Below are 22,349 nucleotides of genomic sequence, written 5' to 3' on the forward strand. Positions count from 1 at the left end.
TCGGGCCGCGGGCATATTTCGGATGCCGCCTGAGCCACGGGCATAGTTCAGATGCTCGAATCCGGCCGTCAATGGTCCGGATTCGAGCATGCGCGTACCTCGGTCCTCCCTCATGGCGGCTCACTTCGATAACTCCCCGCTGTCGGGCGGGCTCGGTCTGTCACCCTGTCGGCAGCGATCGGCGCGGCCGGTCGCGACCCGACCGTCCGACTGCCCGGGGAGCTGGAGATGGGGGCCATACCGACGCAACGGGAGTCTCCGACGCACCCGGAGACCGACCCCGTCGACGTCCACCTGACCGTGCCGCCGTGCGCCCACGCGCGCACCACCCTCACCGCCGGCCCCCTCGCGCCGGGCGCCGCCCGCCGGCTGCTGCGCACGGCGTTACGGGAGTGGGCGGACCTCGGCCTGCCCGGCGCGGAACGGACCGGCGAGGACGCGGCGGTCGTCGTCAGCGAGCTGGTCACCAACGCCGTCGTGCACGCGGGCACCGACGTGGAACTGTCCTGCCGGCTGGAGCCGGAGACCGGCGCCCTCGTCGTCGAGGTCTCCGACCGCAACCCCGCACGCGCCCCGCGCGACGGCGCCGCCGAACCCGCCCACGGCACCCCCGAGTACGGCCGCGGACTGCGTCTCGTCGCCGCCCTCTGCGAATCCTGGGGCGTCACCTACCGCCGGGGCGCCAAGACGGTGTGGGCGCGGCTGACCGTCGACGACCATCCGGACCACCAGGACACCGGCGACTCCCTCGGCGTGGCCGGACTGCTCGCCCCCGAGCCCCGGCGGGCCGAACGGGACCGTGAATGGCTCGGACGCGGCGCGCTGTCCTTCCTCGCCGAGGCGTCCGACCTGCTCGCCGGACAGCTCGACGAGGACCTCGTCGCCGCGCTCACCGGCCAGCTGCTCGTGCCGCGGCTCGCCGACTGGTGCGCGATCTGGCTGGAGGACGAGGCGATGGGCCGCGGCCGATGGTCCGACGGCGGCACCGGCGCCCCCGGCCCCCGGCTGGCCCGCGTCTGGCACACCGCCGAGGACCGCATGGAGGAACTGCGCCGCGCCCTGGAGAAGGAACCACCCCGAACGGCGGAGGAACCGGACGGCGGCCCGGTGGCCTACCCATGGCCCGCGGAGGCACTGGGCGACACGGCTTGGGAGGACCCGACGGCGTACGGGACGGAAGCGGACCCCGGGGCCACTGCGGGCACCCCCGGCACCGCCCTCGCCTTCCGCCTGGTCGCCGGCGGCCGCCCCCTGGGCACGCTCGTCATCGGACGGGCCGGTGTCGCCGCCCTCCCCGGCGAGATCACCGGACTGGTGGAGGATCTGAGCCGCCGGGTCGCGCTGGCCATCGGTGCGGCACGGCAGTACGCCCGGCAGGCCACCATCAGCGCCGTACTCCAGCGCGGCCTGCTGCCCGGAGCGGTCGCCGAGATCCCCGGCTTGCGCAGCGCCCTCGTCCACGAGCCCTGCGACGTGGGCGGCCCCAGCGGCGACTTCTACGACCTCTTCCCGGCCGGCGACGGCCGCTGGTGCTTCGCCATCGGCGACGTACAGGGCAAGGGCCCCGAGGCGGCCGTCGTCATCGGCCTGGCCCGCCCCTGGCTGCGGCTGCTGGCCCGCGAGGGCTACCGCGTCGCCGACGTACTCGACCGTCTCAACCAGCTCCTCCTCGACGACGCCACCGAGGCCGCCGACGCCGCAGCCCGCGCCCTGGCGGGCCCCGTAATCCCCGGCGACGGCCCGCAGACCCGCTTCCTCTCCCTCCTCTACGGCGAGCTGGTCCCCTTCGACGGCGGCGTCCGCTGCACCCTCGCCTCCGCCGGGCACCCGCTGCCGCTGCGCCTCGGCCCCGACGGCGACGTCCGTACCGTCGCCCGCCCGCAGACGCTGCTCGGCGTCATCGAGGACGAGACGTACACCAGCGACACCTTCGAGCTGCGCCCCGGCGACACCCTGCTCTGTGTCACCGACGGCGTCACCGAGCGGCGCAGCGGCTCCCGCCAGTTCGACGACGGCGACGGCCTGGCGGCGGCGCTGGCCGGGTGCGCGGGGCTGAGCGCCGACGACATCGCGGAACGGATCAGACGGCTGGTGCACGAGTTCGGCGGGCGCCCACCGGAGGACGACCTCGCGCTGCTCGTCCTCCAGGCCGAGCAGGCCGGGCAGGCCGGTCCGGCAGGGCAACCCGCGTAGTGCGGGACAATGGAGGACATGCCTTCCGCACTCCCCGACGGCGAGCCCGTCCCCGCCGACGGCGCGCTGCCCGCGTCCGCGCTCGCCGGGGCGGCCGACCGCCCCCTCGGGTTCTATCTGCACGTCCCCTACTGCGCGACCCGCTGCGGCTACTGCGACTTCAACACCTACACCGCCACCGAGCTGCGCGGCACCGGCGGTGTCCTCGCCTCCCGCGACAACTACGCCGAGACCCTGATCGACGAGATCCGCCTCGCCCGCAAGGTCCTCGGCGACGACCCGCGCGAGGTCCGCACGGTGTTCGTCGGCGGCGGCACGCCGACCCTGCTGGCCGCCGGTGACCTCGTACGGATGCTGGGGGCGATCCGTGACGAGTTCGGGCTCGCGGCCGACGCGGAGGTCACGACGGAGGCGAACCCCGAGTCCGTGGACCCCGCCTACCTGGCCGAGCTGCGGCAGGGCGGCTTCAACCGGATCTCCTTCGGGATGCAGAGCGCGAAGCAGCACGTGCTGAGGGTCCTCGACCGCACGCACACCCCCGGGCGCCCGGAGGCGTGCGTGGCGGAGGCGCGGGCGGCCGGGTTCGCGCACGTCAACCTGGACCTGATCTACGGCACCCCCGGCGAGTCCGACGACGACTGGCGGGCCTCGCTGGACGCGGCCCTCGGCGCCGGTCCGGACCACGTCTCGGCGTACGCGCTGATCGTCGAGGAGGGCACCCAGCTGGCCCGCCGGATCCGTCGCGGAGAGATCCCGATGACCGACGACGACGTGCACGCCGACCGCTATCTGATCGCCGAGGAGCGGCTTTCGGCGGCGGGCTACGACTGGTACGAGGTGTCCAACTGGGCCACCTCCGAGGCGGGCCGCTGCCTGCACAACGAGCTGTACTGGCGGGGCGCCGACTGGTGGGGCGCGGGCCCCGGCGCCCACAGCCATGTCGGCGGGGTGCGCTGGTGGAACGTGAAGCACCCGGGCGCGTACGCGGCGGCCCTGGCGGAGGGCCGCTCCCCGGGTGCCGGACGCGAGCAGCTGTCCGAGGAGGACCGGCGGGTCGAGCGGATCCTGCTGGAGCTGCGGCTGCGGGAGGGGGTGCCGCTGAGCCTGCTCCGCGAGGACGGGCTGAAAGCCGCGCACCGGGCCCTGTCCGACGGACTGCTCCGGCGCGGACCGTACGAGGAGGGGCGCGCGGCACTGACCCTGCGGGGGCGGTTGCTGGCGGACGCGGTGGTGCGGGACCTGGTGGACTAGGCCCCGGCGTTGCGGTTGCCGTCCAGGGGGCTCGCTCGCCTCGCGCGGGCGGGGTGCCGTCACGCCCACCCGTGCCGCAGCGGCGGCACGGCTGCCCGCGGCTAGGGGGCGTCCCTAGGGCGACACCGTCACGAAGTCGATCAGCTCCTCCACCCTGCCCAGGAGTTCCGGCTCCAGATCCTTGTACGACCCCACCCGCTTCAGGATCGCCTGCCACACCGCCCCGGTGTTCTCCGGCCAGCCCAGCGCCCGGCACACGCCGGTCTTCCAGTCCTGCCCGCGCGGGACGTCCGGCCAGGCGGGGATGCCCAGGGCGGACGGCTTCACCGCCTGCCAGATGTCGATGTACGGATGGCCGACCACCAGGGCGTGCTCGCTGGTGACGGATTCCGCGATGCGCCACTCCTTGGAGCCGGGGACGAGATGGTCCACCAGGACGCCCAGTCTCGCGTCCGGGCCCGGCGCGAAGCCGGCGACGATCGACGGGAGGTCGTCCACGCCCTCCAGGTACTCCACGACCACGCCCTCGACGCGCAGGTCGTCGCCCCACACCTTCTCGACCAGTTCGGCGTCGTGGCGGCCCTCCACGTAGATGCGCCCGGCGCGGGCCACGCGGGCTCGGGCGCCGGGGACGGCGACCGAGCCGGATGCCGTACGGGTGGGCCGTACGGGACCGGAGGACGGCCGTACGAGGGTCACCGCCCGGCCCTCCAGCAGGAACCCGCGCGGCTCCAGCGGGAACACCCGGTGCTTGCCGAAGCGGTCCTCCAGCGTCACCGTGCCCGCCTCGCAGCGGATCACCGCACCGCAGAACCCGGTCCCCGGCTCCTCGACCACCAGGCCGGGCTCCGCCGGGACCTCCGGGACGGGCTGGGGCTTCTTCCAGGGCGGGGTCAGGTCCGGAGAGTACTGGCGCATTCGGATGACGATATGGACAGTGCCGGGCGCGCTCAGGGCGACACGCCGAAACGGGCCGCGAGCGTGTCGCGCTGCCGCCGTACGAACGCCGCGTCCACCACCGCCCCGTGGCCGGGCACGTAGACCGCGTCCGGGCCGCCGAGGGACAGCAGCCGGTCCAGGGCGTCCGGCCAGCGGGCCGGGACCGCGTCGGGGCCGGCCTGCGGCTCGCCGGACTCCTCGACCAGGTCGCCGCAGAAGACGACCTCCGGATCGCCGGGGACGAGGACGACCAGGTCGTGCGCGGTGTGCCCGGGGCCCACGTTGGCCAGCAGCGCCTGCCGGCCGCCGCCCAGGTCCAGCGTCCACTCGCCGGACACGTGGTGGCGGGGCGCGACGAGGGTGTCCGCGGCCTCCGTCGCCGCCGCCTCGTCCAGGCCGTGGCGCATCGCGTCCCCCCGCAGCTCCGCCCGCGCCCGCCGGGACGTCAGCGCGGCGTCCACGCCGACCGCCCCGAACACCTCCGCCCCCGCCAGCGCCGCCGCGCCGAAGACATGATCGAAGTGGGGGTGCGTGAGCGCGAGATGGGTCACACGACCGCCGGCCAGCCGCTCGGCCTGCGCGCGCAGCCGGGCGCCCTCCGCGAGGCTGGAACCCGCGTCGATCAGCAGCGCCGTGCCGTGCCCCCGCACCAGTCCGGCCGTGCAGTCCCAGCCCGGCAGGCGGCACCGGCCGACCCCGGTCGCGAGCCGTTCCCATCCCAGCTCTTCCCAAGTCACCGTCATACCGCGACGCTAACCGTGACGCCCCCGCGGGCACGACCTCGCAGGACCGGCCTTGCCCGGGGCGTACCCGACGGCCGTACACTGGGCCGGGTAAGGCTGGCACTCGCATGCGCAGAGTGCCAGGGGGAGCGCCAAGGGGACGAACCGCTGGAGGTGTGCGCGGATGCTCAGTGAACGACGGCTTCAGGTATTGCGCGCCATCGTCCAGGACTACGTCGGAACCGAGGAGCCGGTCGGCTCCAAGGCGCTCACCGAGCGGCACAGCCTCGGCGTCTCACCGGCCACGGTCCGCAACGACATGGCCGCCCTGGAGGACGAGGGGTACATCGCCCAGCCGCACACCAGCGCCGGGCGCATCCCCACCGACAAGGGCTACCGGCTCTTCGTCGACAAGCTCGCCGAGGTCAAGCCGCTCACCGCGCCCGAGCGGCGCGCGATCCAGAACTTCCTCGACGGCGCCGTCGACCTCGACGACGTCGTGGCCCGCACGGTACGGCTGCTGGCGCAGCTCACCCGGCAGGTCGCCGTCGTGCAGTACCCGTCGCTGACCCGGTCCACGGTGCGGCACGTGGAGCTGCTGTCGATGGCACCCGCGCGGGTGATGCTCGTCCTGATCACCGACACCGGACGGGTCGAGCAGCGGATGATCGACTGCCCGGCGCCGTTCGGCGAGACGTCCCTGGCGGATCTGCGGGCCCGGCTGAACAGCCGGGTCGCCGGCCGCCGTTTCACGGATGTGCCGCAGCTGGTGCAGGATCTCCCCGAGGCGTTCGAGCACGAGGATCGCGGCACCGTGCAGACGGTGCTCGCCACGCTGCTGGAGACGCTGGTCGAGCAGACCGAGGAGCGGCTGATGATCGGCGGCACCGCCAATCTGACCCGCTTCGGACATGACTTTCCCCTCACCATCCGGCCTGTCCTGGAGGCGCTGGAGGAGCAGGTCGTGCTCCTCAAGCTGCTGGGCGAGGCGAAGGATTCGGGCATGACCGTGCGCATCGGTCACGAGAACGCCCACGAGGGACTCAACTCCACGTCGGTGGTGTCGGTCGGCTACGGTTCGGGCGGCGAGGCAGTCGCCAAGCTCGGCGTGGTCGGACCGACCCGCATGGATTACCCGGGAACGATGGGAGCGGTAAGAGCGGTGGCACGGTACGTCGGACAGATCCTGGCGGAGTCGTAAGTGGCCACGGACTATTACGCCGTTCTCGGCGTGCGCCGCGACGCGTCGCAGGAAGAGATCAAGAAGGCCTTCCGGCGGCTCGCCCGCGAGCTGCACCCGGACGTCAACCCCGATCCGAAGACCCAGGAGCGGTTCAAGGAGATCAACGCCGCTTACGAGGTGCTGTCGGACCCGCAGAAGAAGCAGGTCTACGACCTCGGCGGCGACCCCCTCTCGCAGAGCGGCGGCGCGGGTGCCGGCGGCTTCGGCGCGGGTGGCTTCGGGAACTTCTCCGACATCATGGACGCGTTCTTCGGCACGGCGTCGCAGCGCGGCCCGCGCTCGCGGACCCGCCGGGGCCAGGACGCCATGATCCGGATCGAGGTCGAGCTCGACGAGGCGGCCTTCGGCACGACCAAGGACATCCAGGTCGACACCGCGATCGTCTGCTCCACCTGCAGCGGTGAGGGCGCGGCGCCGGGCACCTCGGCTCAGACATGTGACATGTGCCGTGGACGCGGTGAGGTCTCGCAGGTCACCCGGTCCTTCCTGGGCCAGGTCATGACCTCGCGTCCCTGCCCCCAGTGCCAGGGCTTCGGCACGGTCGTGCCGAACCCGTGCCCGGAGTGCGCGGGCGACGGCCGGGTGCGGTCCCGTCGCACCCTGACCGTGAAGATCCCGGCCGGTGTCGACAACGGCACGCGGATCCAGCTCGCCGGTGAGGGCGAGGTCGGGCCCGGCGGCGGCCCCGCCGGTGACCTCTACGTCGAGATCCACGAACTCCCGCACCCGGTCTTCCAGCGGCGCGGCGACGACCTGCACTGCACGGTGACGATCCCGATGACGGCGGCGGCCCTCGGCACCAAGGTGCCGCTGGAGACGCTGGACGGCATGGAGGAGGTCGACATCCGTCCGGGCACGCAGTCCGGCCAGTCGATCCCGCTGCACGGCCGCGGTGTCACGCATCTGCGCGGCGGCGGCCGGGGAGACCTCATCGTCCACGTCGAGGTGCAGACCCCGACCAAGCTCGACCCGGAGCAGGAACACCTCCTGCGCGAGCTCGCCAAGCTGCGCGGCGAGGAGCGCCCGCAGGGGCAGTTCCAGCCGGGACAGCAGGGGCTGTTCTCGCGTTTGAAGGACGCTTTCAACGGCCGCTGAGAAGCGTCCTCGGGGTGGCTCGGCCCAGGTGGTGCCTGTGGTCTATGCCATACGCGGGGCGGATTCGGTCTTGTTCGGGGGACGTGACACCATGCGGTCATGTCCTCCGCACTGACCGATCTCTTCCCCCATCCGATCGTGCAGGCCCCCATGGCGGGCGGTGTCTCCGTGCCGCAGCTCGCCGCGGCCGTGTCCGAGGCCGGGGGGCTCGGCTTCCTGGCCGCCGGGTACAAGACGGCGGACGGCATGTACCAGGAGATCAAGCAGCTGCGGGGGCTCACCGGCCGCCCCTTCGGCGTGAACCTGTTCATGCCGCACCCGGAGTACCCCGCTGCAAGCAGCGGCTCCACTGGAGCGGCTGGCGCCGCGCCCTCTCATGCCGCCGCCGTCGGCGTCTACGCCCACCAGCTCGCCGGTGAGGCCGCCTGGTACGAGACCGAGCTGGGCGACCCGGACAGCGGCCGGGACGACGGCTACGACGCCAAGCTCGCGGTGCTGCTGGACAACCCCGTGCCGGTCGTCTCCTTCCACTTCGGCGTCCCGGGCCGCGACGTCCTCGACGCACTGCGCCGCGCCGGCACCCTCACCCTCGTCACCGCCACGACCGCCGACGAGGCCCGCGCCGTCGAACAGGCCGGCGCCGACGCCGTGATCGTGCAGGGCGTGGAGGCGGGCGGCCACCAGGGCACCCACCGGGACATCGCGGAGAACGACGGCTCCGGCATCGGGCTGCTGTCGCTGCTCGCCCAGGTCCGTGAGGCGGTACGGCTGCCCCTCGTCGCCGCCGGCGGCATCATGCGCGGCAGCCAGATCGCCGCCGTCCTCGCCGCGGGCGCGAGCGCCGCCCAGCTCGGCACCGCGTTCGTGGCCACGCACGAGTCCGGCGCCCACGCCGTGCACAAGCAGGCGCTCACCAACCCGCTGTTCACGCGTACCGCGCTCACCCGCGCCTTCTCCGGCCGGCCCGCGCGCGGACTCGTCAACCGCTTCGTCCGCGAACACGGGCCGTACGCCCCCGCCGCCTACCCCGACCTGCACCACCTGACCGCCCCGCTGCGCAAGGCGGCCGCCAGGGCCGGTGACGCGCAGGGCATGGCGCTGTGGGCGGGGCAGGGCCACCGGATGGCCCGCGAACTGCCCGCCGGTCAGCTCGTGGAGGTGCTGGCGGCCGAACTCGCGGCGGCTCGGACAGCGTTGTCGGGCGGTGGCACGGCATGACGGCACCGGTGTTCGTGGTCGAGCACTTCAACGCGGGCGGCGGCGGCCGGTACGTCCTCGACGGCCCCGAGGGACGGCACGCCGTCTCGGTCAAGCGGCTGCGGCCCGGCGAGGACGTCATCCTCACCGACGGCGCCGGGACCTGGGCCGACTGCGTGGTGCTCGGCACCGAGGGCAAGGACCGGCTGATCGTCCAGATGGACTCGGTCTCCGAGGAGCCGCCGGAGCAGCCCCGCATCACCGTCGTCCAGGCCCTGCCCAAGGGCGACCGCGGGGAACTCGCCGTCGAGACCATGACCGAGGTCGGCGTCGACGCGATCGTGCCGTGGCAGGCCGCCCGCTGCATCACCCAGTGGAAGGGCGACCGCGGGCAGAAGTCCCTCGCCAAGTGGCGCGCGACCGCCCGCGAGGCCGGCAAGCAGTCCCGCCGGGTCCGCTTCCCCGAGGTCGCGGAGGCGGCGACGACCAAGCAGGTCGCCGCCCTGCTCGCGCGGGCCGACTTCGCCGCCGTGCTGCACTCGGACTTCGAGTACGGCAGCGAGCCGCTGGCCACCGCCGAACTGCCCGCCGAGGGCGAGATCGTGCTGGTCGTCGGACCCGAAGGCGGTGTCGCCGCCGACGAGTTGGAGCTGTTCCGGCAGGCCGGCGCCAAGGCGTACGTCCTCGGCCGGAGCGTGCTGCGCACCTCGACCGCGGGTACGGCCGCCGCCGCCCTCCTCCTCGGCCGCACGGGCCGCTGGGACTGACCTCAAGGACCCTCTGCCGGGCCCTGCGCCTGACCTTCCGCCGCCGCGCGGCGGGCGGCGACGGCCCGCAGCAGCTCCCAGCCGTCCACCTGCCGGGCGCCGGGCAGCAGTCCGCGCCGCGTCGCCTCGTCGACGAGCGCGCGCACGCTGCCCGGCTCGTTCAGGTTGAGCCCGTTGTGATGCTCGTCGATCACGTATCCGCCGGGCTGGTAGCCGCCCTGGACGGGCCGGTTGGGACCCTCGCGGAAGACGATCCGCGTGCGCTTCCCGTCCCGGTGCAGGCTGACCACCTCCTCGCACGGCTGCCCGTCCCCGTGCCGGTGCCGGACACTCCACAGGTAGGTCGTCGACTCGTCCACCACGAGCTTCCGCAGGCTGCCCTTCTTGCGCATCGCGCCAGGCTAGGGGACGTCTCGCCGATCAGGCGCCGGGTTTTCCGTCGGCAGCGTCCCCGCCGGTACGCCGGGGCCGGGAGCGTCGGGAGCGGAGCGGGTGGGCGGCGGCAACCGTCCTCCCGGGCGGGGCGTTGGGGCGAGACCCGATTGTGACGCGCGGGGCCCCCGAGTGGCCGTATGCGGCCTACCGCGGCACGCGAGACAGTGGGAGCATGCCCACCATGGGTGCTTTGAGGCGGATTTGGGGTCGGCCGAGAGCCCGCCGGACGGCCGCGACGGCGTCACTCGTGGCGGCCGTCGCCGTCGGCGCCGCGGCCTGCGATCCGGGCGGGCTGAGCGCGGCGACCGTGGCGTACACCACCGACCAGACCGTGACCCGGGAACTGGAGCGGCAGAAGGCGGACGTGCGGTGGCTGACCTGCACCGCGAACTTCGGTGACGACGGCCGCTCGACGCCCGCCGCGAGCGAGGACACAGTCGCCGACGTCGAGTGCCAGGGCGAGACCTCCGACGGCAAGGAGATCACCGTCAGCGGCAAGGTGACCCGAGCGGTCGACGGCCGCTGCATCCGCGGGGACATCGTCGCGAAGGTCGACGGCAAGGAGTGGTTCCACGTCAAGGGCCTCGGTGACTGCACCGCCCCCAGCACCCCGCCCGTGAACCGCCCGCCCGGCACCGGCCCCGACCCGGCCGTCACGGTGACCGTCACCAAGACCGTCTGGTGCCACGGCGACCCGGAGTGCTGGCCCCCGGGGAAGTGACCGAAACCGCTGGTCACGGGCGCCGCCCCTGCATAGGGTGATCGAGTGACTGAGTCCACGCCGGGGTATCTCCGATTTCCGCATCCGCACGGCGAGTTGGTGGCCTTCACCGCCGAGGACGACGTGTGGCTCGCCCCCCTCGACGGCGGGCGGGCCTGGCGGGTCAGCGCCGACAACGTGCCGGTGACCCACCCGCGCGTCTCGCCCGACGGCACCACCGTCGCCTGGACCTCCACCCGGGACGGCGCCCCCGAGGTGCACATCGCGCCGGTCGACGGCGGACCGTCCAAGCGGCTGACCCACTGGGGCAGTTGGCGCACCCAGGTGCGCGGCTGGACGCCCGACGGCCGGGTCCTCGCCCTCACCACGCACGGGCAGGCCAGCCTGCGCCGCAGCTGGGCGCACGCCGTCCCGCTGGACGGCGGCCCGGCCGCCCGCCTGCCGTACGGGCCCGTCGGCGACGTCGCCCACGGCCCGCACCCGGTGCTGCTGTCCGCGCCGATGGGCCGCGAGGCCGCCTGGTGGAAGCGCTACCGGGGCGGTACGGCGGGCAAGCTGTGGATCGACCGCGAGGGCGAGGGCGAGTTCGTACGGCTCCACGAGGAGCTGGACGGCAACATCGAGTACCCGTTCTGGGTCGGCGACCGCATCGCCTTCCTCTCCGACCACGAGGGCACCGGGGCCGTGTACTCCTCCCTCGCCGACGGATCCGACCTGCGCCGCCACACGCCCCTCGACGGCTTCTACGCCCGGCACGCGGCGAGCGACGGCACCCGTGTCGTCTACGCCTGCGCCGGTGAGCTGTGGCTGCTGGACGACCTCGACGGTGCCGGGCCGCGCCGCCTCGACATCCGGCTCGGCGGGCAGCGCACCGACCGGCAGCCCTACCGGGTGAACGCCGCCCGCTGGTTCGGCGCCGCCGCCCCCGACCACACCGGGCGGGGCAGCGCGGTCGCCGTGCGCGGTGCCGTGCACTGGGTCACCCACCGCGCCGGCCCCGCCCGCGCCCTCGCCGCCACACCCGGCGTACGGGCCCGGCTGCCGCGCACCTTCCGCGTGAACGGCGAGGAGTGGGTGATGTGGGTGACGGACGCCGAGGGCGACGACGCCCTGGAGTTCGCGCCCGCCACCGGCCTCGCCCCCGGCGCGACCCCGCGCCGGCTCGCCGCCGGGCGGCTCGGCCGGGTGCTGGGCCTGGCCATGGCACCGGACGGCAGCCGCGCCGCCGTCGCCGCGCACGACGGGCGGGTGCTGCTGGTCGAGCGGGAGACCGGCGAGGTCCGCGAGGTCGACCGCAGCGAGCACGGCGACGCCACCGGGCTGGTGTTCTCGCCCGACTCGGCCTGGCTGGCCTGGTCGCACCCCGGGCCCAGCCCGCTGTGCCAGCTGAAACTCGCCAACACCACCGACCTGTCGGTCACCGAGGCGACCCCGCTGCGGTTCCAGGACTACGCGCCCGCCTTCACCCTCGACGGCAAGCACCTCGCGTTCCTCTCCAACCGCTCCTTCGACCCCGTCTACGACGAGCACGTCTTCGACCTGGCGTTCGTCACCGGCGACCGCCCGCACCTGATCACCCTCGCCGCGACCACGCCCTCACCGTTCGGCCCGCAGCGGCACGGCCGCCCCTTCGACGCGCCCGACAAGGACGAGACCCCCGACAGCGAGGGCACCCCGGCCACCCGGGTCGACCTCGAAGGCCTCGCCGACCGGATCGTGCCGTTCCCCGTGGAGGCCGGCCGCTACTCCGGCCTGCGCGCCGCCAAGGACGGCGTGCTGTGGCTGCGCCACCCCGTGCAGGGCGTCCTCGGCGTCTCCCGGGCCACCCCGGACGACCCCGACCCGCACACCGAGCTGGAGCGCTACGACCTCGCCCAGCAGCGCCTGGAACACCTGGCGAGCGACGCCGACCACTTCCGGGTCAGCGGCGACGGCAAGCGGGTGCTGCTGTGGACCGACGGGCGGCTGAAGGTCGTACCCAGCGACCGGCGGGCGTCCGGCGACGACGACAGCGACACCAACATCACCGTCGACCTGACCAGGGTGCGCCAGACGATCGACCCGGCCGCCGAGTGGCGGCAGATGTACGACGAGACCGGCCGGGTCATGCGGGACCACTTCTGGCGGCCCGACATGAGCGGCGTCGACTGGGACGGCGTCCTGGACCGCTACCGCCCCGTCCTCGACCGGGTCGCCACCCACGACGACCTGGTGGACCTCCTCTGGGAGGTGCAGGGCGAGCTGGGCACCTCGCACGCCTACGTCATCCCGAACGGCGGCCACGGCCACGGGGACCGGCAGGGCCTGCTCGGCGCCGACCTGTCCCGGCACGCGGACGGAACCTGGCGCGTCGACCGGGTGCTGCCCTCCGAGACCTCCGACCCGGAGGCCCGCTCCCCGCTCGCCGCGCCCGGCGTCGCGGTGCGCGCCGGGGACGCGATCCTCGCGGTCGGCGGACAGCCCGTCGACCCGGTGACCGGGCCCGGGCCGCTGCTCGTCGGCACGGCGGGCAAGCCGGTCGAGCTGACCGTCTCGCCGGCCGGCGGCGGCGAGCCGCGGCACACCGTGGTCGTACCGGTCGCCGACGAGGAGCCGCTGCGGTACCACGCCTGGGTCGCCGACCGGCGGGCGTACGTCCGTGAGCGGTCCGGCGGGCGCCTCGGCTACCTCCACGTGCCGGACATGCAGGCGCCCGGCTGGGCGCAGATCCACCGGGACCTCAGGGTGGAGGTCGCCCACGAGGGCCTGATCGTGGACGTCCGGGAGAACCGGGGCGGCCACACCTCCCAGCTCGTCGTCGAGAAGCTGGCCCGGCGGATCGTCGGCTGGGGCGTGCCGCGCGGCATGCGGCCGTACAGCTATCCCCAGGACGCGCCGCGCGGACCCGTGGTGGCGGTCGCCAACGAGTTCTCCGGTTCCGACGGGGACATCGTCAACGCGGCGATCAAGGCGCTCGGGCTCGGCCCGGTGGTCGGCACCCGCACCTGGGGCGGCGTCATCGGCATCGACAGCCGCTACCGCCTCGTCGACGGCACCCTCGTCACCCAGCCGAAGTACGCGTTCTGGCTGGAGGGCTACGGCTGGGACGTGGAGAACCACGGCGTGGACCCGGACGTGGAGGTCGTACAGCGCCCGCAGGACCACGCGGCGGGGCGGGACGTCCAGCTGGACGAGGCGATAAGGCTGGCGCTGGAGGCGCTGGAGGCCACTCCGGCGAAGGCACCGCCCGCGGTGCCGTGACCGGAGCGGGGCCGGCGCCGGGCGACCGCCCCCGCCCACCCGCACCCGGCGACGATACGATGCCCCCAGAGACGATCAACCGCGAAACCCCCGGAGGGAACATGGCAGGGGAGCCACAGGACGACTGTCTGTTCTGCAAGATCGTCGCCGGAACCATCCCGGCCACGATCGTTCGTGAGACGGAGACGACCGTCGCCTTCCGGGACATCAACCCCCAGGCGCCCACCCACGTCCTGGTGATCCCCAAGGCGCACCACGCGAACGCCGCCGAACTCGCCGCAGCCGCCCCGGAGCTGGCCGCCGACGTGCTGCGCGAGACGCAGGCCGTCGCCGACGAGGACAAGCTGGACAGCTACCGCGTCGTCTTCAACACCGGCAGCGGCGCCGGGCAGACCGTCTGGCACGCGCACGCGCACGTGCTCGGCGGCCGCGGGCTGGAATGGCCCCCCGGGTAAGCCGTCGTGTCCGTACGTGAGTTCGTCGTCCTCGGCACCGCCAGCCAGGTCCCGACCCGGCACCGCAACCACAACGGCTACCTGCTGCGCTGGGACGCCGAGGGCATCCTCTTCGACCCGGGCGAGGGCACCCAGCGCCAGATGGCGCGCGCGGGTGTCGCCGCCCACGACCTGAACCGGATCTGCGTCACGCACTTCCACGGGGACCACTCGCTGGGCCTGCCGGGCGTCATCCAGCGGATCAACCTGGACCAGGTGCCGCACCCGGTCACCGCTCACTACCCGCGCTCCGGGCAGCGCTTCTTCGACCGGCTGCGGTACGCCACCGCCTACCGGGAGACGGTGAAGCTGATCGAGGCGCCGGTCGACGCGGACGGCGACCTCGCCCGCACCTCCTCCTACACGCTGGAGGCCCGCAGGCTCTCCCACCCCGTGGAGTCGTACGGCTACCGGCTGGTGGAGCCGGACGGCCGGCGGATGCTGCCCGAGCGGCTGGCCGCGCACGGCATCAATGGCCCGGACGTGGGCCGGATCCAGCGCGAGGGCGCGCTCGGCGGGGTCACCCTGGAGGACGTCAGCGAGGTCCGGCGCGGGCAGCGGTTCGCGTTCGTGATGGACACCCGGCTGTGCGACGGGGTGTACGCGCTGGCGGACGGCTGCGACATGCTCGTCATCGAGTCGACCTTCCTCGACGAGGACGAGCACCTGGCCGTCGAGCACGGACATCTGACGGCGGGCCAGGCGGCGCGGGTGGCCAAGGCGAGCGACGTGCGGCATCTGGTCCTCACCCACTTCAGTCAGCGCTACACCGACCCCGAGGAGTTCGAGCGCCAGGCCCGCGCGGCCGGGTTCGAGGGGGAGCTGACCGTGGCGCACGACCTGCAGAGAGTGCCGGTTCCGAAACGCAGGTAAATGGGGCGTACGATGCAATAATGCCCATCCCCAAAGCAGAACTGCACCTCCACATCGAAGGCACCCTGGAGCCGGAGCCGGCGTTCGAGCTGGCCGCCCGCAACGGGGTGACCCTGCCGTACGCGACCACGGACGAGCTGCGTGAGGCCTACCGGTTCGAGGACCTCCAGTCCTTTCTGAACCTGTACTACGAGCTGATGGCCGTCCTGCGCACCGAGCGCGACTTCGAGGACCTGGCCGACGCCTACCTCGCCCGCGCCGCCGCGCAGGGCGTCCGGCACGCGGAGATCTTCTTCGACCCGCAGGCCCATCTCTCCCGGGGCGTGGCGATGGGCACCGTCGTCGAGGGGCTGTGGCGGGCGCTGGCCCGCAGCGAGGCCGACCACGGCGTCTCCACCAAGCTGATCATGTGCTTCCTGCGCGACGAGTCCGCCGAGTCCGCGCTCGCCACCCTGGAGGAGGCGAAGCCGTACCTGGACCGGATCACCGGCATCGGCCTGGACTCCGCCGAGGTCGGGCATCCGCCGGTGAAGTTCCGTGAGGTGTACGAGGCCGCCGCCGCGCTCGGGCTGCGCCGGGTCGCGCACGCGGGCGAGGAGGGGCCGCCGGAGTACATCACCGAGGCCCTGGACGTGCTCGGCGTCGAGCGCGTCGACCACGGCCTGCGCTGCATGGAGGACCCGGCACTGGTCGAGCGGCTGGTGCGGGACCGCGTCCCGCTGACCTTGTGCCCGCTGTCCAACGTGCGGCTGCGCGCCGTGGACACCCTGGCCGGCCACCCGCTGCCCGCGATGCTCGACGCCGGGCTGCTGTGCACGGTCAACTCCGACGACCCGGCCTACTTCGGCGGCTACGCGGGCGACAACTTCGACGCCGTACGCCGTGAACTCGGCCTGAGCGACGAGCGGCTGCGCGAACTGGCCCGCAACTCCTTCCTGGCCTCCTTCCTGGAGGACGACGAGGAGCGGCGGGAGCGTTACCTGGCCGAGGTGGAGGCGTACGAGTTCCCGTAGGCCGGTGCCCCCGCAGTGTCGTAGGCGGCCCGCTCGGCGGCGCCGGCGGGGGTGTCCACCGGGATCTCGACGACCGGGATCTCGACGACCGGGATGTCCGCGACCGGGATCTCGACGACCGTGAGGTCCGCCGCAGGGATCCGGCGCCGGCCGGCGAGCACGGCCACCGCCGTCATCGGGACGGCGATCACCAGCAGCCCGGCGGCGAGCAGGAGGCCCATGCCCGTGAAGCCCGCCCGCTCGGACAGCAGGCTGCCGGTCAGCGGGCCCGCCGCCGTGCCCAGCGCGGACGCCGAGCCGACCAGCACCGCCCACCGGCCGCGCGGGTCCAGGGAGGCGGCGAGTCCGATGACGTACGACAGGACCACCGGGTAGAGGGCGTTCCAGGCGATCTCGCCGGCCGCGAAGGCCGGCAGGGAGGTCGCCGAGGCGCTGAGCGCGATGCACCCGGCGATCAGCGTGGTGCCCGCGCCGATCGGCAGCGCCCGCCCGAGCCGCGCCCCGAGCGCCCCGGCGCCCAGCACGCCCAGCAGGCCCGCGCCGAGCGCGACGGCGAAGACGACACCGACGGCCGCCTCGGTGAGGTGCGCCTGCGTCAGCCCGATCCGGCCGCTGACGCCCCACAGGGCGTTCTGCGCCAGCGACCAGCAGGGCATGGCGGCGGCGAGGACGAGACCGGCGCGCGGGTGGGGGAGCCGGGCCCGTTCCTCCCGGACGACGGGGACGGCCGTGCGGCCGGGCAGCCGGCCGGTCACCGGCCACACGGCGAGCGCGGTCAGCGCGATCGCGGCGAGCGGCAGCCCGTGCGCCGGGCCCAGGTGCGGCACCGTCAGATAGAGCGCGCCCGCGAGCGCGGAGACGCCGAGCAGGCCGGCGGTGGAGGCGCGGTGCGGGTCCCTCCCCCAAGCTCTCGACTCCGCTCGAGCAGGGGGTGCCCCCAGGGCGGCGATGCCGGACGCGGCGACCGCGGTGACCGTGCCGGACCCGAACCCGCCGAGCACCGCGCCCGCGACGACGGCCGGAACGGTGCCGGTCAGCGCGGCGCAGCCGTAGCCGAGGGCGGCCAGGGTGAGGCCGGTACGGGCGAGGAGGCGGGCCCCGAGCCGGTCGACGTGCGCGGCGAGCAGGAAGCCCGCCGACGCCGAGGCGAGGAGCAGCGCGCTGCCGACGGCGCCTGCCTGGGTGGCGGTCAGCGGCAGTCCCGCGTCCAGGCGGCCGACGGTGGTGGGCAGCAGGTAGGGGGCGAGGTACCCGGCCGTGAAGAGGGCGACGAGGGGCCAGGGCAGGGTGGTGCGGGGGGCGGACACGGGCGTTCCCGGGGCATGCGGAAGAAGGCTCAGAAAGGGGGAGGGGCGCAGGCCGTCGACTGACAGGAACGCGCGGGCAATTTGTATCAAGCACGCGGTTGCGCGAAGAAGCGCGCGGGGTGTGATCCGGGTCACTCTTCGGTTTGGGGCTGCGAAACCCGGGTAGGAGAGATTGCTTTCGCAGGTGAGGGGGCGGTTATCGCCAGTGGGCGGCGCCCCCGGCCGCCGGTGCCGTCGCCTCGATCTTCGCCCGGATCTCCCGCATGACGGCCACGATCCGCTCCTCGTGCCCCGGCGTCAGCCGGGCCACCGGCACCGAGCAGCTGATCGCGTCCTGGGCGGGGGAGTCGTAGCGCAGCGCGAAGCCGAATCCGACGATGCCGGGCACGCCCTCCTCGCGGTCGACCGAGTAGCCGCGCGCCCGCACCTCGGCGAGGTCGGCGGCGAGCGACGCCCGGTCGGCGTGGGTTTTGGGGGTGAGGGTCCGGTACGGGCCCTCGGGCAGTGCGCCGTCGGGGCGTTCGGCCAGCAGGGCCTTGCCGAGGGCGCCCGCGTGGGCCGGGAGGCGCCGTCCGACGCGGCTGATGGTCCTGAGGTATTCGTGCGACTCCCGCGTCGCCAGATAGGCCACGTCCGGGCCGTCCAGCCGGCCCATGTGGATCGTCTCGCCCAGCGCCTCCGACGCCTCGTCGAGATACGGCCGCACGAGCCGCACCCGCGGATCGGAGTCGAGATAGCTGGTGCCGGTCAGCAGGGCGTGGATACCGATGCCGTAGAGCGAGCCGGTGATGTCGGTGCGCACCCAGCCGCGCGAGATCAGGGTCTGCAGCAGGGCGTACATCGAGCTGCGCGGCACGCCGAGTGCGTCCGCCAGCTCCTGGAGCCGGGCCGGACGGTCGCCGCGCTCGGCGAGCAGTTCCAGCAACTCGACCGTGCGCGCCGCCGACTTCACCTCGCGGACACCGCCGCCGCCTGTCTCCGACATGGGGCGATGGTATGGCGCGAGGGTGCTGCGGAGGCGGGCCCCGGCCGCTATCTTCGTACGCGAACGTCGTCTACGTAGGGAGATGACCGTGCCTAGTGACCTCCGGATCGCCCGGGTGACGCTGACCCCCGTGCTGGTCGCCGACCCGCCGCTGCTCAACACCCAGGGCGTCCACCAGCCGTACACACCCCGGCTCATCGTCGAAGTGATCACGGAGGAGGGGGTCACGGGAGTCGGCGAGACCTACGGCGACACCAAGTACCTCGACCTGGCACGGCCCTTCGCCGCCCTCCTCGAAGGGCACCGGGTCGACGACCTCAACGGCCTGTTCACCCTCGCCGACCGGCTCGCCGTGGACGCCGCCCGCGTCGACGGCGCCGTCGACGGACTGCGCGGCGTCCAGACCGTCGGCAAACTGCGCCTGTCCGTCGTCTCCGCCTTCGAGGTCGCCTGCCTCGACGCCCTCGGCAAGTCGCTCGGGCTGCCCGTGCACGCGCTGCTCGGCGGCAAGGTGCGGGACGCGGTCGAGTACAGCGCCTACCTCTTCTACAAGCCGGCGGCCCACCCCGAAGGCGTGCCGGCCGAGCCGGACGACTGGGGTGCCGCGCTCGACCCCGCGGGGATCGTGGCGCAGGCCCGCACACTCGAGGAGCGGTACGGATTCGGCTCCTTCAAGCTCAAGGGCGGCGTCTTCCCGCCGGACGAGGAGATCGCCGCCGTACGGGCCCTCGCCGAGGCCTTCCCCGGGCACCCGCTGCGGCTCGACCCCAACGGCGCCTGGTCCGTCCCCACCTCGCTGAAGGTGGCCCGGGAACTGGAGGACGTCCTGGAGTACCTGGAGGACCCCACCCTCGGCGCCGCCGCCATGGCCGAGGTCGCCGCCGGCACCCCCGTGCCGCTCGCCACCAACATGTGCGTGACGACGTTCGCCGAGATCGAGGAGGCCTTCACGCGGGACGCCGTCCAGGTCGTGCTCTCCGACCACCACTACTGGGGCGGACTGCGCCACACCCAGCAGCTCGCCGCGATCTGCCGCACCTTCGGCGTCGGCGTGTCCATGCACTCCAACACCCACCTCGGCATCTCCCTCGCCGCGATGACCCACGTCGCGGCCACCGTGCCGAACCTCCACCACGCCTGCGACTCCCACTACCCGTGGCAGTCCGAGGACGTCCTCACCGAACGCCTGACGTTCACCGGCGGCGCCGTACGCGTCTCCGACGCCCCCGGCCTCGGCGTCGAACTCGACCGCGACCGGCTGACCGCCCTGCACAGCCGATGGGCCGACGACGACGGCCGCCTGCGCGACCGCGACGACGCGGCGGCGATGCGGGTGGCGGAGCCCGGCTGGGAGACCCCGAAGATGCCCCGCTGGTGAGAGGGCCGTCCGGGACGGCCGGGACGGGTGACGTCCGTGCGACGGCGGTCGCGCTGTCAGTGGTGTGGTGCACACTGGCCCTGATCCGCATCACGTTCAGGGAGTGCACCGTGAACGCGTCCGCCGCCGCCCCCACCGCCGCCGACGAATCGACCGCGCTCGCCAGACCCGCCGGAAAGGGCTGCCCGCCCCTGGTCGACCCGCTCGCCGCCCTGCGCGCGCCCGGCGACCCGCCCTGGGACGTCTATCTCACCGGCACCGTCTTCCTCGACATCATCTTCACCGGCCTCGACTCCGCGCCGGTGCGCGGCACCGAGTCCTGGGCGCGCGGCATGGGATCCAGCCCGGGCGGCGTCGCCAACATGGCGGCCGCGCTGGCCCGGCTCGGCCTGAAGACCTCCCTCGCCGCCGCGTTCGGCGACGACCACTACGGCGACTACTGCTGGGACGCGCTCGCCCAGGGCGAGGGCATCGACCTCACGCCCTCCCGCACGGTCCCCGGCTGGCACTCCCCGGTCACCGTCTCCATGGCCTACGAGGGCGAGCGGACCATGGTGTCCCACGGCCACGAGCCGCCCCCCGAGGAACCCGCCCCCGACTGCCCGCCCCGCGCCCGCGCCGCCGTCGCCTCCCTGGTGCCCGGCACCTCCGCGCCGTGGATCGCCCAGGCCGCCGCCCAGGGCACCCGGATCTTCGCCGACGTCGGCTGGGACGACACCGGCACCTGGGACCTGTCCGGCCTCCCCGACCTGCGGCACTGCGAGGCGTTCCTGCCCAACGCCGAGGAGGCGATGCGCTACACCGGCACCACCTGCCCGCGCGCCGCCGCGCACGCCCTCACCGCCCATGTGCCGCTGGCCGTCGTCACCCTCGGCGAGGAGGGCGCGTACGCCGTGGACCGGCGCACCGGCGAGACCGCCGAGGTCCCCGCCATCGAGGTCGAGGCCCTCGACCCCACCGGCGCGGGGGACGTCTTCGTGGCGGGCTTCGTCACCGGCACCCTCGCCGGCTGGCGGCTCGCCGACCGCCTCGCCTTCGCCGGTCTCGTCGCCGCCCTCTCCGTCCAGGAGTTCGGCGGCTCTCTCTCCGCGCCCGGCTGGTCCGAGATCGCCACCTGGTGGCGCAAGGTCCGCTCCATCGACGACCAGGACCCCGCCGCCCTGGAGCGGTACGCCTTCCTCGCCGGCCTGGTCCCGGCGGACTGCGCCCAGCCGTGGCCGCTGCGGCGGGCGGTGCCGACGATCGGATTCGGCCGCTCGGTGTGATGCGGGGCGGGGCACCGCGGCAGCCGCCCCCGTTCGAAAAGCCCTACGGCGTTGCGCGTGCCCCGTCGTACCCTTGGAATCGCGAGGCCGCCCTCAGCTACGCGGCCGTGATGAGGAGGAACCGCAGGCCTTAAGCGCCGGCCCATGACTCAGACACCCACAGCTCACACCCCCGCGCAGGGGCAGGCGAGAGCACAGTTCACCGTCCCCGCCCAGCACCCCATGGTGACCGTGCTGGGTTCCGGCGACTCCCTTCTGCGCGTGATCGAGAAGGCCTTCCCGGGGGCCGACATCCACGTCCGGGGCAACGAGATCAGCGCGGTCGGCGACCCCCGTGAGGTCGCCCTGATCCAGCGCGTGTTCGACGAGATGATGCTGGTGCTCCGCACCGGACAGCCGATGACGGAGGACGCAGTGGAACGCTCGATCGCCATGCTCAAGGCGAGCGAGAACGGGGAGAGCGACGGCCTGGAGACCCCGGCCCAGGTGCTGACGCAGAACATCCTGTCCTCGCGCGGCCGCACGATCCGGCCCAAGACCCTCAACCAGAAGCGGTACGTCGACGCGATCGACAAGCACACGATCGTCTTCGGCATCGGCCCCGCCGGTACCGGCAAGACGTACCTGGCGATGGCCAAGGCGGTGCAGGCCCTGCAGTCCAAGCAGGTCAACCGCATCATCCTGACCCGCCCCGCGGTGGAGGCCGGCGAGCGCCTGGGCTTCCTGCCCGGCACGCTCTACGAGAAGATCGACCCCTACCTGCGCCCGCTGTACGACGCGCTGCACGACATGCTCGACCCCGACTCCATCCCGCGCCTGATGGCGGCCGGGACGATCGAGGTCGCGCCGCTCGCCTACATGCGCGGCCGCACCCTCAACGACGCCTTCATCATCCTGGACGAGGCCCAGAACACGAGCCCCGAACAGATGAAGATGTTCCTCACCCGCCTCGGCTTCGACTCGAAGATCGTGATCACGGGTGACGTGACCCAGGTCGACCTCCCCGACGGCACCAAGTCCGGTCTCCGTCAGGTCCAGGAGATCCTGGAGGGCGTCGAGGACGTCCACTTCTCCCGGCTGTCCTCCCACGACGTCGTCCGGCACAAGCTGGTGGGCCGTATCGTCGACGCGTACGAGTTGTACGACAGCAAGCACGGCACGGAGAACGGCGCCCACAAGGGCCGTGGCAAGTCCGCTGCCAAGGGCTCCAAGGGGAAGTAGACCAGCACGA

Annotated in this window: 19 protein-coding genes; 14 read left to right on the forward strand and 5 right to left on the reverse strand. The window is 73.7% G+C overall.

Annotation, left to right across the window (positions count from 1 at the left end; genetic code table 11):
• Positions 1-228: 228 nt before the first annotated feature.
• Both ACSU6L_RS24745 and hemW read left to right on the forward strand, forming a co-directional pair.
• Positions 229-2,193 carry a SpoIIE family protein phosphatase gene (locus ACSU6L_RS24745; RefSeq protein ID WP_437060140.1) on the forward strand — a complete coding sequence of 655 codons (1,965 nt, stop codon included), beginning with the start codon at positions 229-231 and terminating at the stop codon, positions 2,191-2,193.
• An 18-nt stretch (positions 2,194-2,211) separates the two neighbouring features.
• Entirely contained in the window at positions 2,212-3,444 is a 1,233-nt protein-coding gene (hemW, locus tag ACSU6L_RS24750; protein ID WP_437060142.1) for a radical SAM family heme chaperone HemW, read from the forward strand.
• Between the two features lie 114 nt (positions 3,445-3,558).
• Here hemW and ACSU6L_RS24755 read toward each other — a convergent pair whose 3' ends face one another.
• Together ACSU6L_RS24755 and ACSU6L_RS24760 are read right to left on the reverse strand one after the other, a co-directional pair.
• A complete protein-coding gene (locus ACSU6L_RS24755) occupies positions 3,559-4,362 on the reverse strand; it encodes a DUF3097 domain-containing protein (protein WP_437060144.1) in 804 nt (267 codons plus the stop codon).
• A 32-nt stretch (positions 4,363-4,394) separates the two neighbouring features.
• A complete protein-coding gene (locus ACSU6L_RS24760) occupies positions 4,395-5,126 on the reverse strand; it encodes an MBL fold metallo-hydrolase (protein ID WP_073938579.1) in 732 nt (243 codons plus the stop codon).
• A 163-nt stretch (positions 5,127-5,289) separates the two neighbouring features.
• Between ACSU6L_RS24760 and hrcA the strand changes: the two genes are divergently transcribed.
• From hrcA to ACSU6L_RS24780, 4 genes are all read left to right on the forward strand, one after another.
• Positions 5,290-6,306 carry a heat-inducible transcriptional repressor HrcA gene (hrcA, locus tag ACSU6L_RS24765; protein WP_073938580.1) on the forward strand — a complete coding sequence of 339 codons (1,017 nt, stop codon included), beginning with the start codon at positions 5,290-5,292 and terminating at the stop codon, positions 6,304-6,306.
• Complete coding sequence (dnaJ, locus tag ACSU6L_RS24770; protein WP_073938582.1) at positions 6,307-7,443, forward strand: molecular chaperone DnaJ; 1,137 nt, start codon at positions 6,307-6,309, stop codon at positions 7,441-7,443.
• A 99-nt stretch (positions 7,444-7,542) separates the two neighbouring features.
• Positions 7,543-8,661: a nitronate monooxygenase gene (locus ACSU6L_RS24775; RefSeq protein WP_437060147.1), complete on the forward strand. Its 1,119-nt coding sequence runs from the start codon at positions 7,543-7,545 to the stop codon at positions 8,659-8,661.
• Positions 8,658-9,407: a 16S rRNA (uracil(1498)-N(3))-methyltransferase gene (locus ACSU6L_RS24780; protein WP_437060149.1), complete on the forward strand. Its 750-nt coding sequence runs from the start codon at positions 8,658-8,660 to the stop codon at positions 9,405-9,407. The genes ACSU6L_RS24775 and ACSU6L_RS24780 overlap by 4 nt, the downstream gene beginning before the upstream one ends.
• A gap of 2 nt (positions 9,408-9,409) precedes the next feature.
• On the opposite strand, the gene ACSU6L_RS24785 is transcribed toward ACSU6L_RS24780, so the two are convergent.
• The gene (locus ACSU6L_RS24785) at positions 9,410-9,799 is read right to left on the reverse strand and encodes a hypothetical protein (RefSeq protein ID WP_437060151.1); all 390 of its coding nucleotides are present in this window, start codon (positions 9,797-9,799) and stop codon (positions 9,410-9,412) included.
• 224 nt (positions 9,800-10,023) lie between these two features.
• Between ACSU6L_RS24785 and ACSU6L_RS24790 the strand changes: the two genes are divergently transcribed.
• The 5 genes from ACSU6L_RS24790 (at position 10,024) to ACSU6L_RS24810 (ending at position 16,183) form a co-directional block, all read left to right on the forward strand.
• Positions 10,024-10,563 (forward strand): hypothetical protein, encoded by a 540-nt coding sequence (locus ACSU6L_RS24790; RefSeq protein ID WP_437060153.1) that lies wholly within the window; start codon positions 10,024-10,026, stop codon positions 10,561-10,563.
• Between the two features lie 45 nt (positions 10,564-10,608).
• Entirely contained in the window at positions 10,609-13,803 is a 3,195-nt protein-coding gene (locus tag ACSU6L_RS24795) for a S41 family peptidase (protein WP_437060155.1), read from the forward strand.
• A gap of 101 nt (positions 13,804-13,904) precedes the next feature.
• Complete coding sequence (locus tag ACSU6L_RS24800; RefSeq protein ID WP_073938590.1) at positions 13,905-14,258, forward strand: histidine triad nucleotide-binding protein; 354 nt, start codon at positions 13,905-13,907, stop codon at positions 14,256-14,258.
• Positions 14,259-14,264: 6 nt separating this feature from the next.
• Positions 14,265-15,170, forward strand: a complete 906-nt coding sequence (locus tag ACSU6L_RS24805; protein WP_437060157.1) for a ribonuclease Z — start codon at positions 14,265-14,267, stop codon at positions 15,168-15,170.
• Positions 15,171-15,190: 20 nt separating this feature from the next.
• Entirely contained in the window at positions 15,191-16,183 is a 993-nt protein-coding gene (locus tag ACSU6L_RS24810) for an adenosine deaminase (RefSeq protein WP_437060159.1), read from the forward strand.
• Here the strand turns inward: ACSU6L_RS24810 and ACSU6L_RS24815 are convergent.
• Positions 16,147-17,490, reverse strand: a complete 1,344-nt coding sequence (locus tag ACSU6L_RS24815) for an MFS transporter (RefSeq protein ID WP_437060161.1) — start codon at positions 17,488-17,490, stop codon at positions 16,147-16,149. The two genes, ACSU6L_RS24810 and ACSU6L_RS24815, sit on opposite strands and share 37 nt — an antisense overlap.
• A gap of 196 nt (positions 17,491-17,686) precedes the next feature.
• Complete coding sequence (locus ACSU6L_RS24820; RefSeq protein WP_437060163.1) at positions 17,687-18,475, reverse strand: IclR family transcriptional regulator; 789 nt, start codon at positions 18,473-18,475, stop codon at positions 17,687-17,689.
• Between the two features lie 88 nt (positions 18,476-18,563).
• Here ACSU6L_RS24820 and ACSU6L_RS24825 point away from each other — a divergent pair, with 88 nt between their 5' ends.
• The 3 genes from ACSU6L_RS24825 (at position 18,564) to ACSU6L_RS24835 (ending at position 22,339) form a co-directional block, all read left to right on the forward strand.
• Positions 18,564-19,853 carry a glucarate dehydratase family protein gene (locus ACSU6L_RS24825; RefSeq protein WP_437060165.1) on the forward strand — a complete coding sequence of 430 codons (1,290 nt, stop codon included), beginning with the start codon at positions 18,564-18,566 and terminating at the stop codon, positions 19,851-19,853.
• Between the two features lie 191 nt (positions 19,854-20,044).
• A complete protein-coding gene (locus tag ACSU6L_RS24830) occupies positions 20,045-21,118 on the forward strand; it encodes a carbohydrate kinase family protein (protein WP_437065040.1) in 1,074 nt (357 codons plus the stop codon).
• Positions 21,119-21,262: 144 nt separating this feature from the next.
• A complete protein-coding gene (locus ACSU6L_RS24835) occupies positions 21,263-22,339 on the forward strand; it encodes a PhoH family protein (protein WP_073938601.1) in 1,077 nt (358 codons plus the stop codon).
• Positions 22,340-22,349 lie beyond the last annotated feature (10 nt).

The sequence above is a fragment of the Streptomyces sp. enrichment culture genome, assembly GCF_964272855.1.
GTDB lineage: Bacteria > Actinomycetota > Actinomycetes > Streptomycetales > Streptomycetaceae > Streptomyces.

What these genes read in the sequence shown, in the direction of transcription:
- hrcA (WP_073938580.1), top strand. Translation starts at nt 5,290, where the DNA reads ATGCTCAGTGAACGACGGCTTCAGGTATTGCGCGCCATCGTCCAGGAC.
- ACSU6L_RS24745 (WP_437060140.1), top strand. Translation starts at nt 229, where the DNA reads ATGGGGGCCATACCGACGCAACGGGAGTCTCCGACGCACCCGGAGACC.
- ACSU6L_RS24835 (WP_073938601.1), top strand. Translation starts at nt 21,263, where the DNA reads ATGACTCAGACACCCACAGCTCACACCCCCGCGCAGGGGCAGGCGAGA.
- ACSU6L_RS24755 (WP_437060144.1), bottom strand. Translation starts at nt 4,362, where the DNA reads ATGCGCCAGTACTCTCCGGACCTGACCCCGCCCTGGAAGAAGCCCCAG.
- ACSU6L_RS24775 (WP_437060147.1), top strand. Translation starts at nt 7,543, where the DNA reads ATGTCCTCCGCACTGACCGATCTCTTCCCCCATCCGATCGTGCAGGCC.
- ACSU6L_RS24780 (WP_437060149.1), top strand. Translation starts at nt 8,658, where the DNA reads ATGACGGCACCGGTGTTCGTGGTCGAGCACTTCAACGCGGGCGGCGGC.
- ACSU6L_RS24820 (WP_437060163.1), bottom strand. Translation starts at nt 18,475, where the DNA reads ATGTCGGAGACAGGCGGCGGCGGTGTCCGCGAGGTGAAGTCGGCGGCG.
- ACSU6L_RS24760 (WP_073938579.1), bottom strand. Translation starts at nt 5,126, where the DNA reads ATGACGGTGACTTGGGAAGAGCTGGGATGGGAACGGCTCGCGACCGGG.
- ACSU6L_RS24810 (WP_437060159.1), top strand. Translation starts at nt 15,191, where the DNA reads ATGCCCATCCCCAAAGCAGAACTGCACCTCCACATCGAAGGCACCCTG.
- hemW (WP_437060142.1), top strand. Translation starts at nt 2,212, where the DNA reads ATGCCTTCCGCACTCCCCGACGGCGAGCCCGTCCCCGCCGACGGCGCG.
- ACSU6L_RS24790 (WP_437060153.1), top strand. Translation starts at nt 10,024, where the DNA reads ATGGGTGCTTTGAGGCGGATTTGGGGTCGGCCGAGAGCCCGCCGGACG.
- ACSU6L_RS24785 (WP_437060151.1), bottom strand. Translation starts at nt 9,799, where the DNA reads ATGCGCAAGAAGGGCAGCCTGCGGAAGCTCGTGGTGGACGAGTCGACG.
- ACSU6L_RS24800 (WP_073938590.1), top strand. Translation starts at nt 13,905, where the DNA reads ATGGCAGGGGAGCCACAGGACGACTGTCTGTTCTGCAAGATCGTCGCC.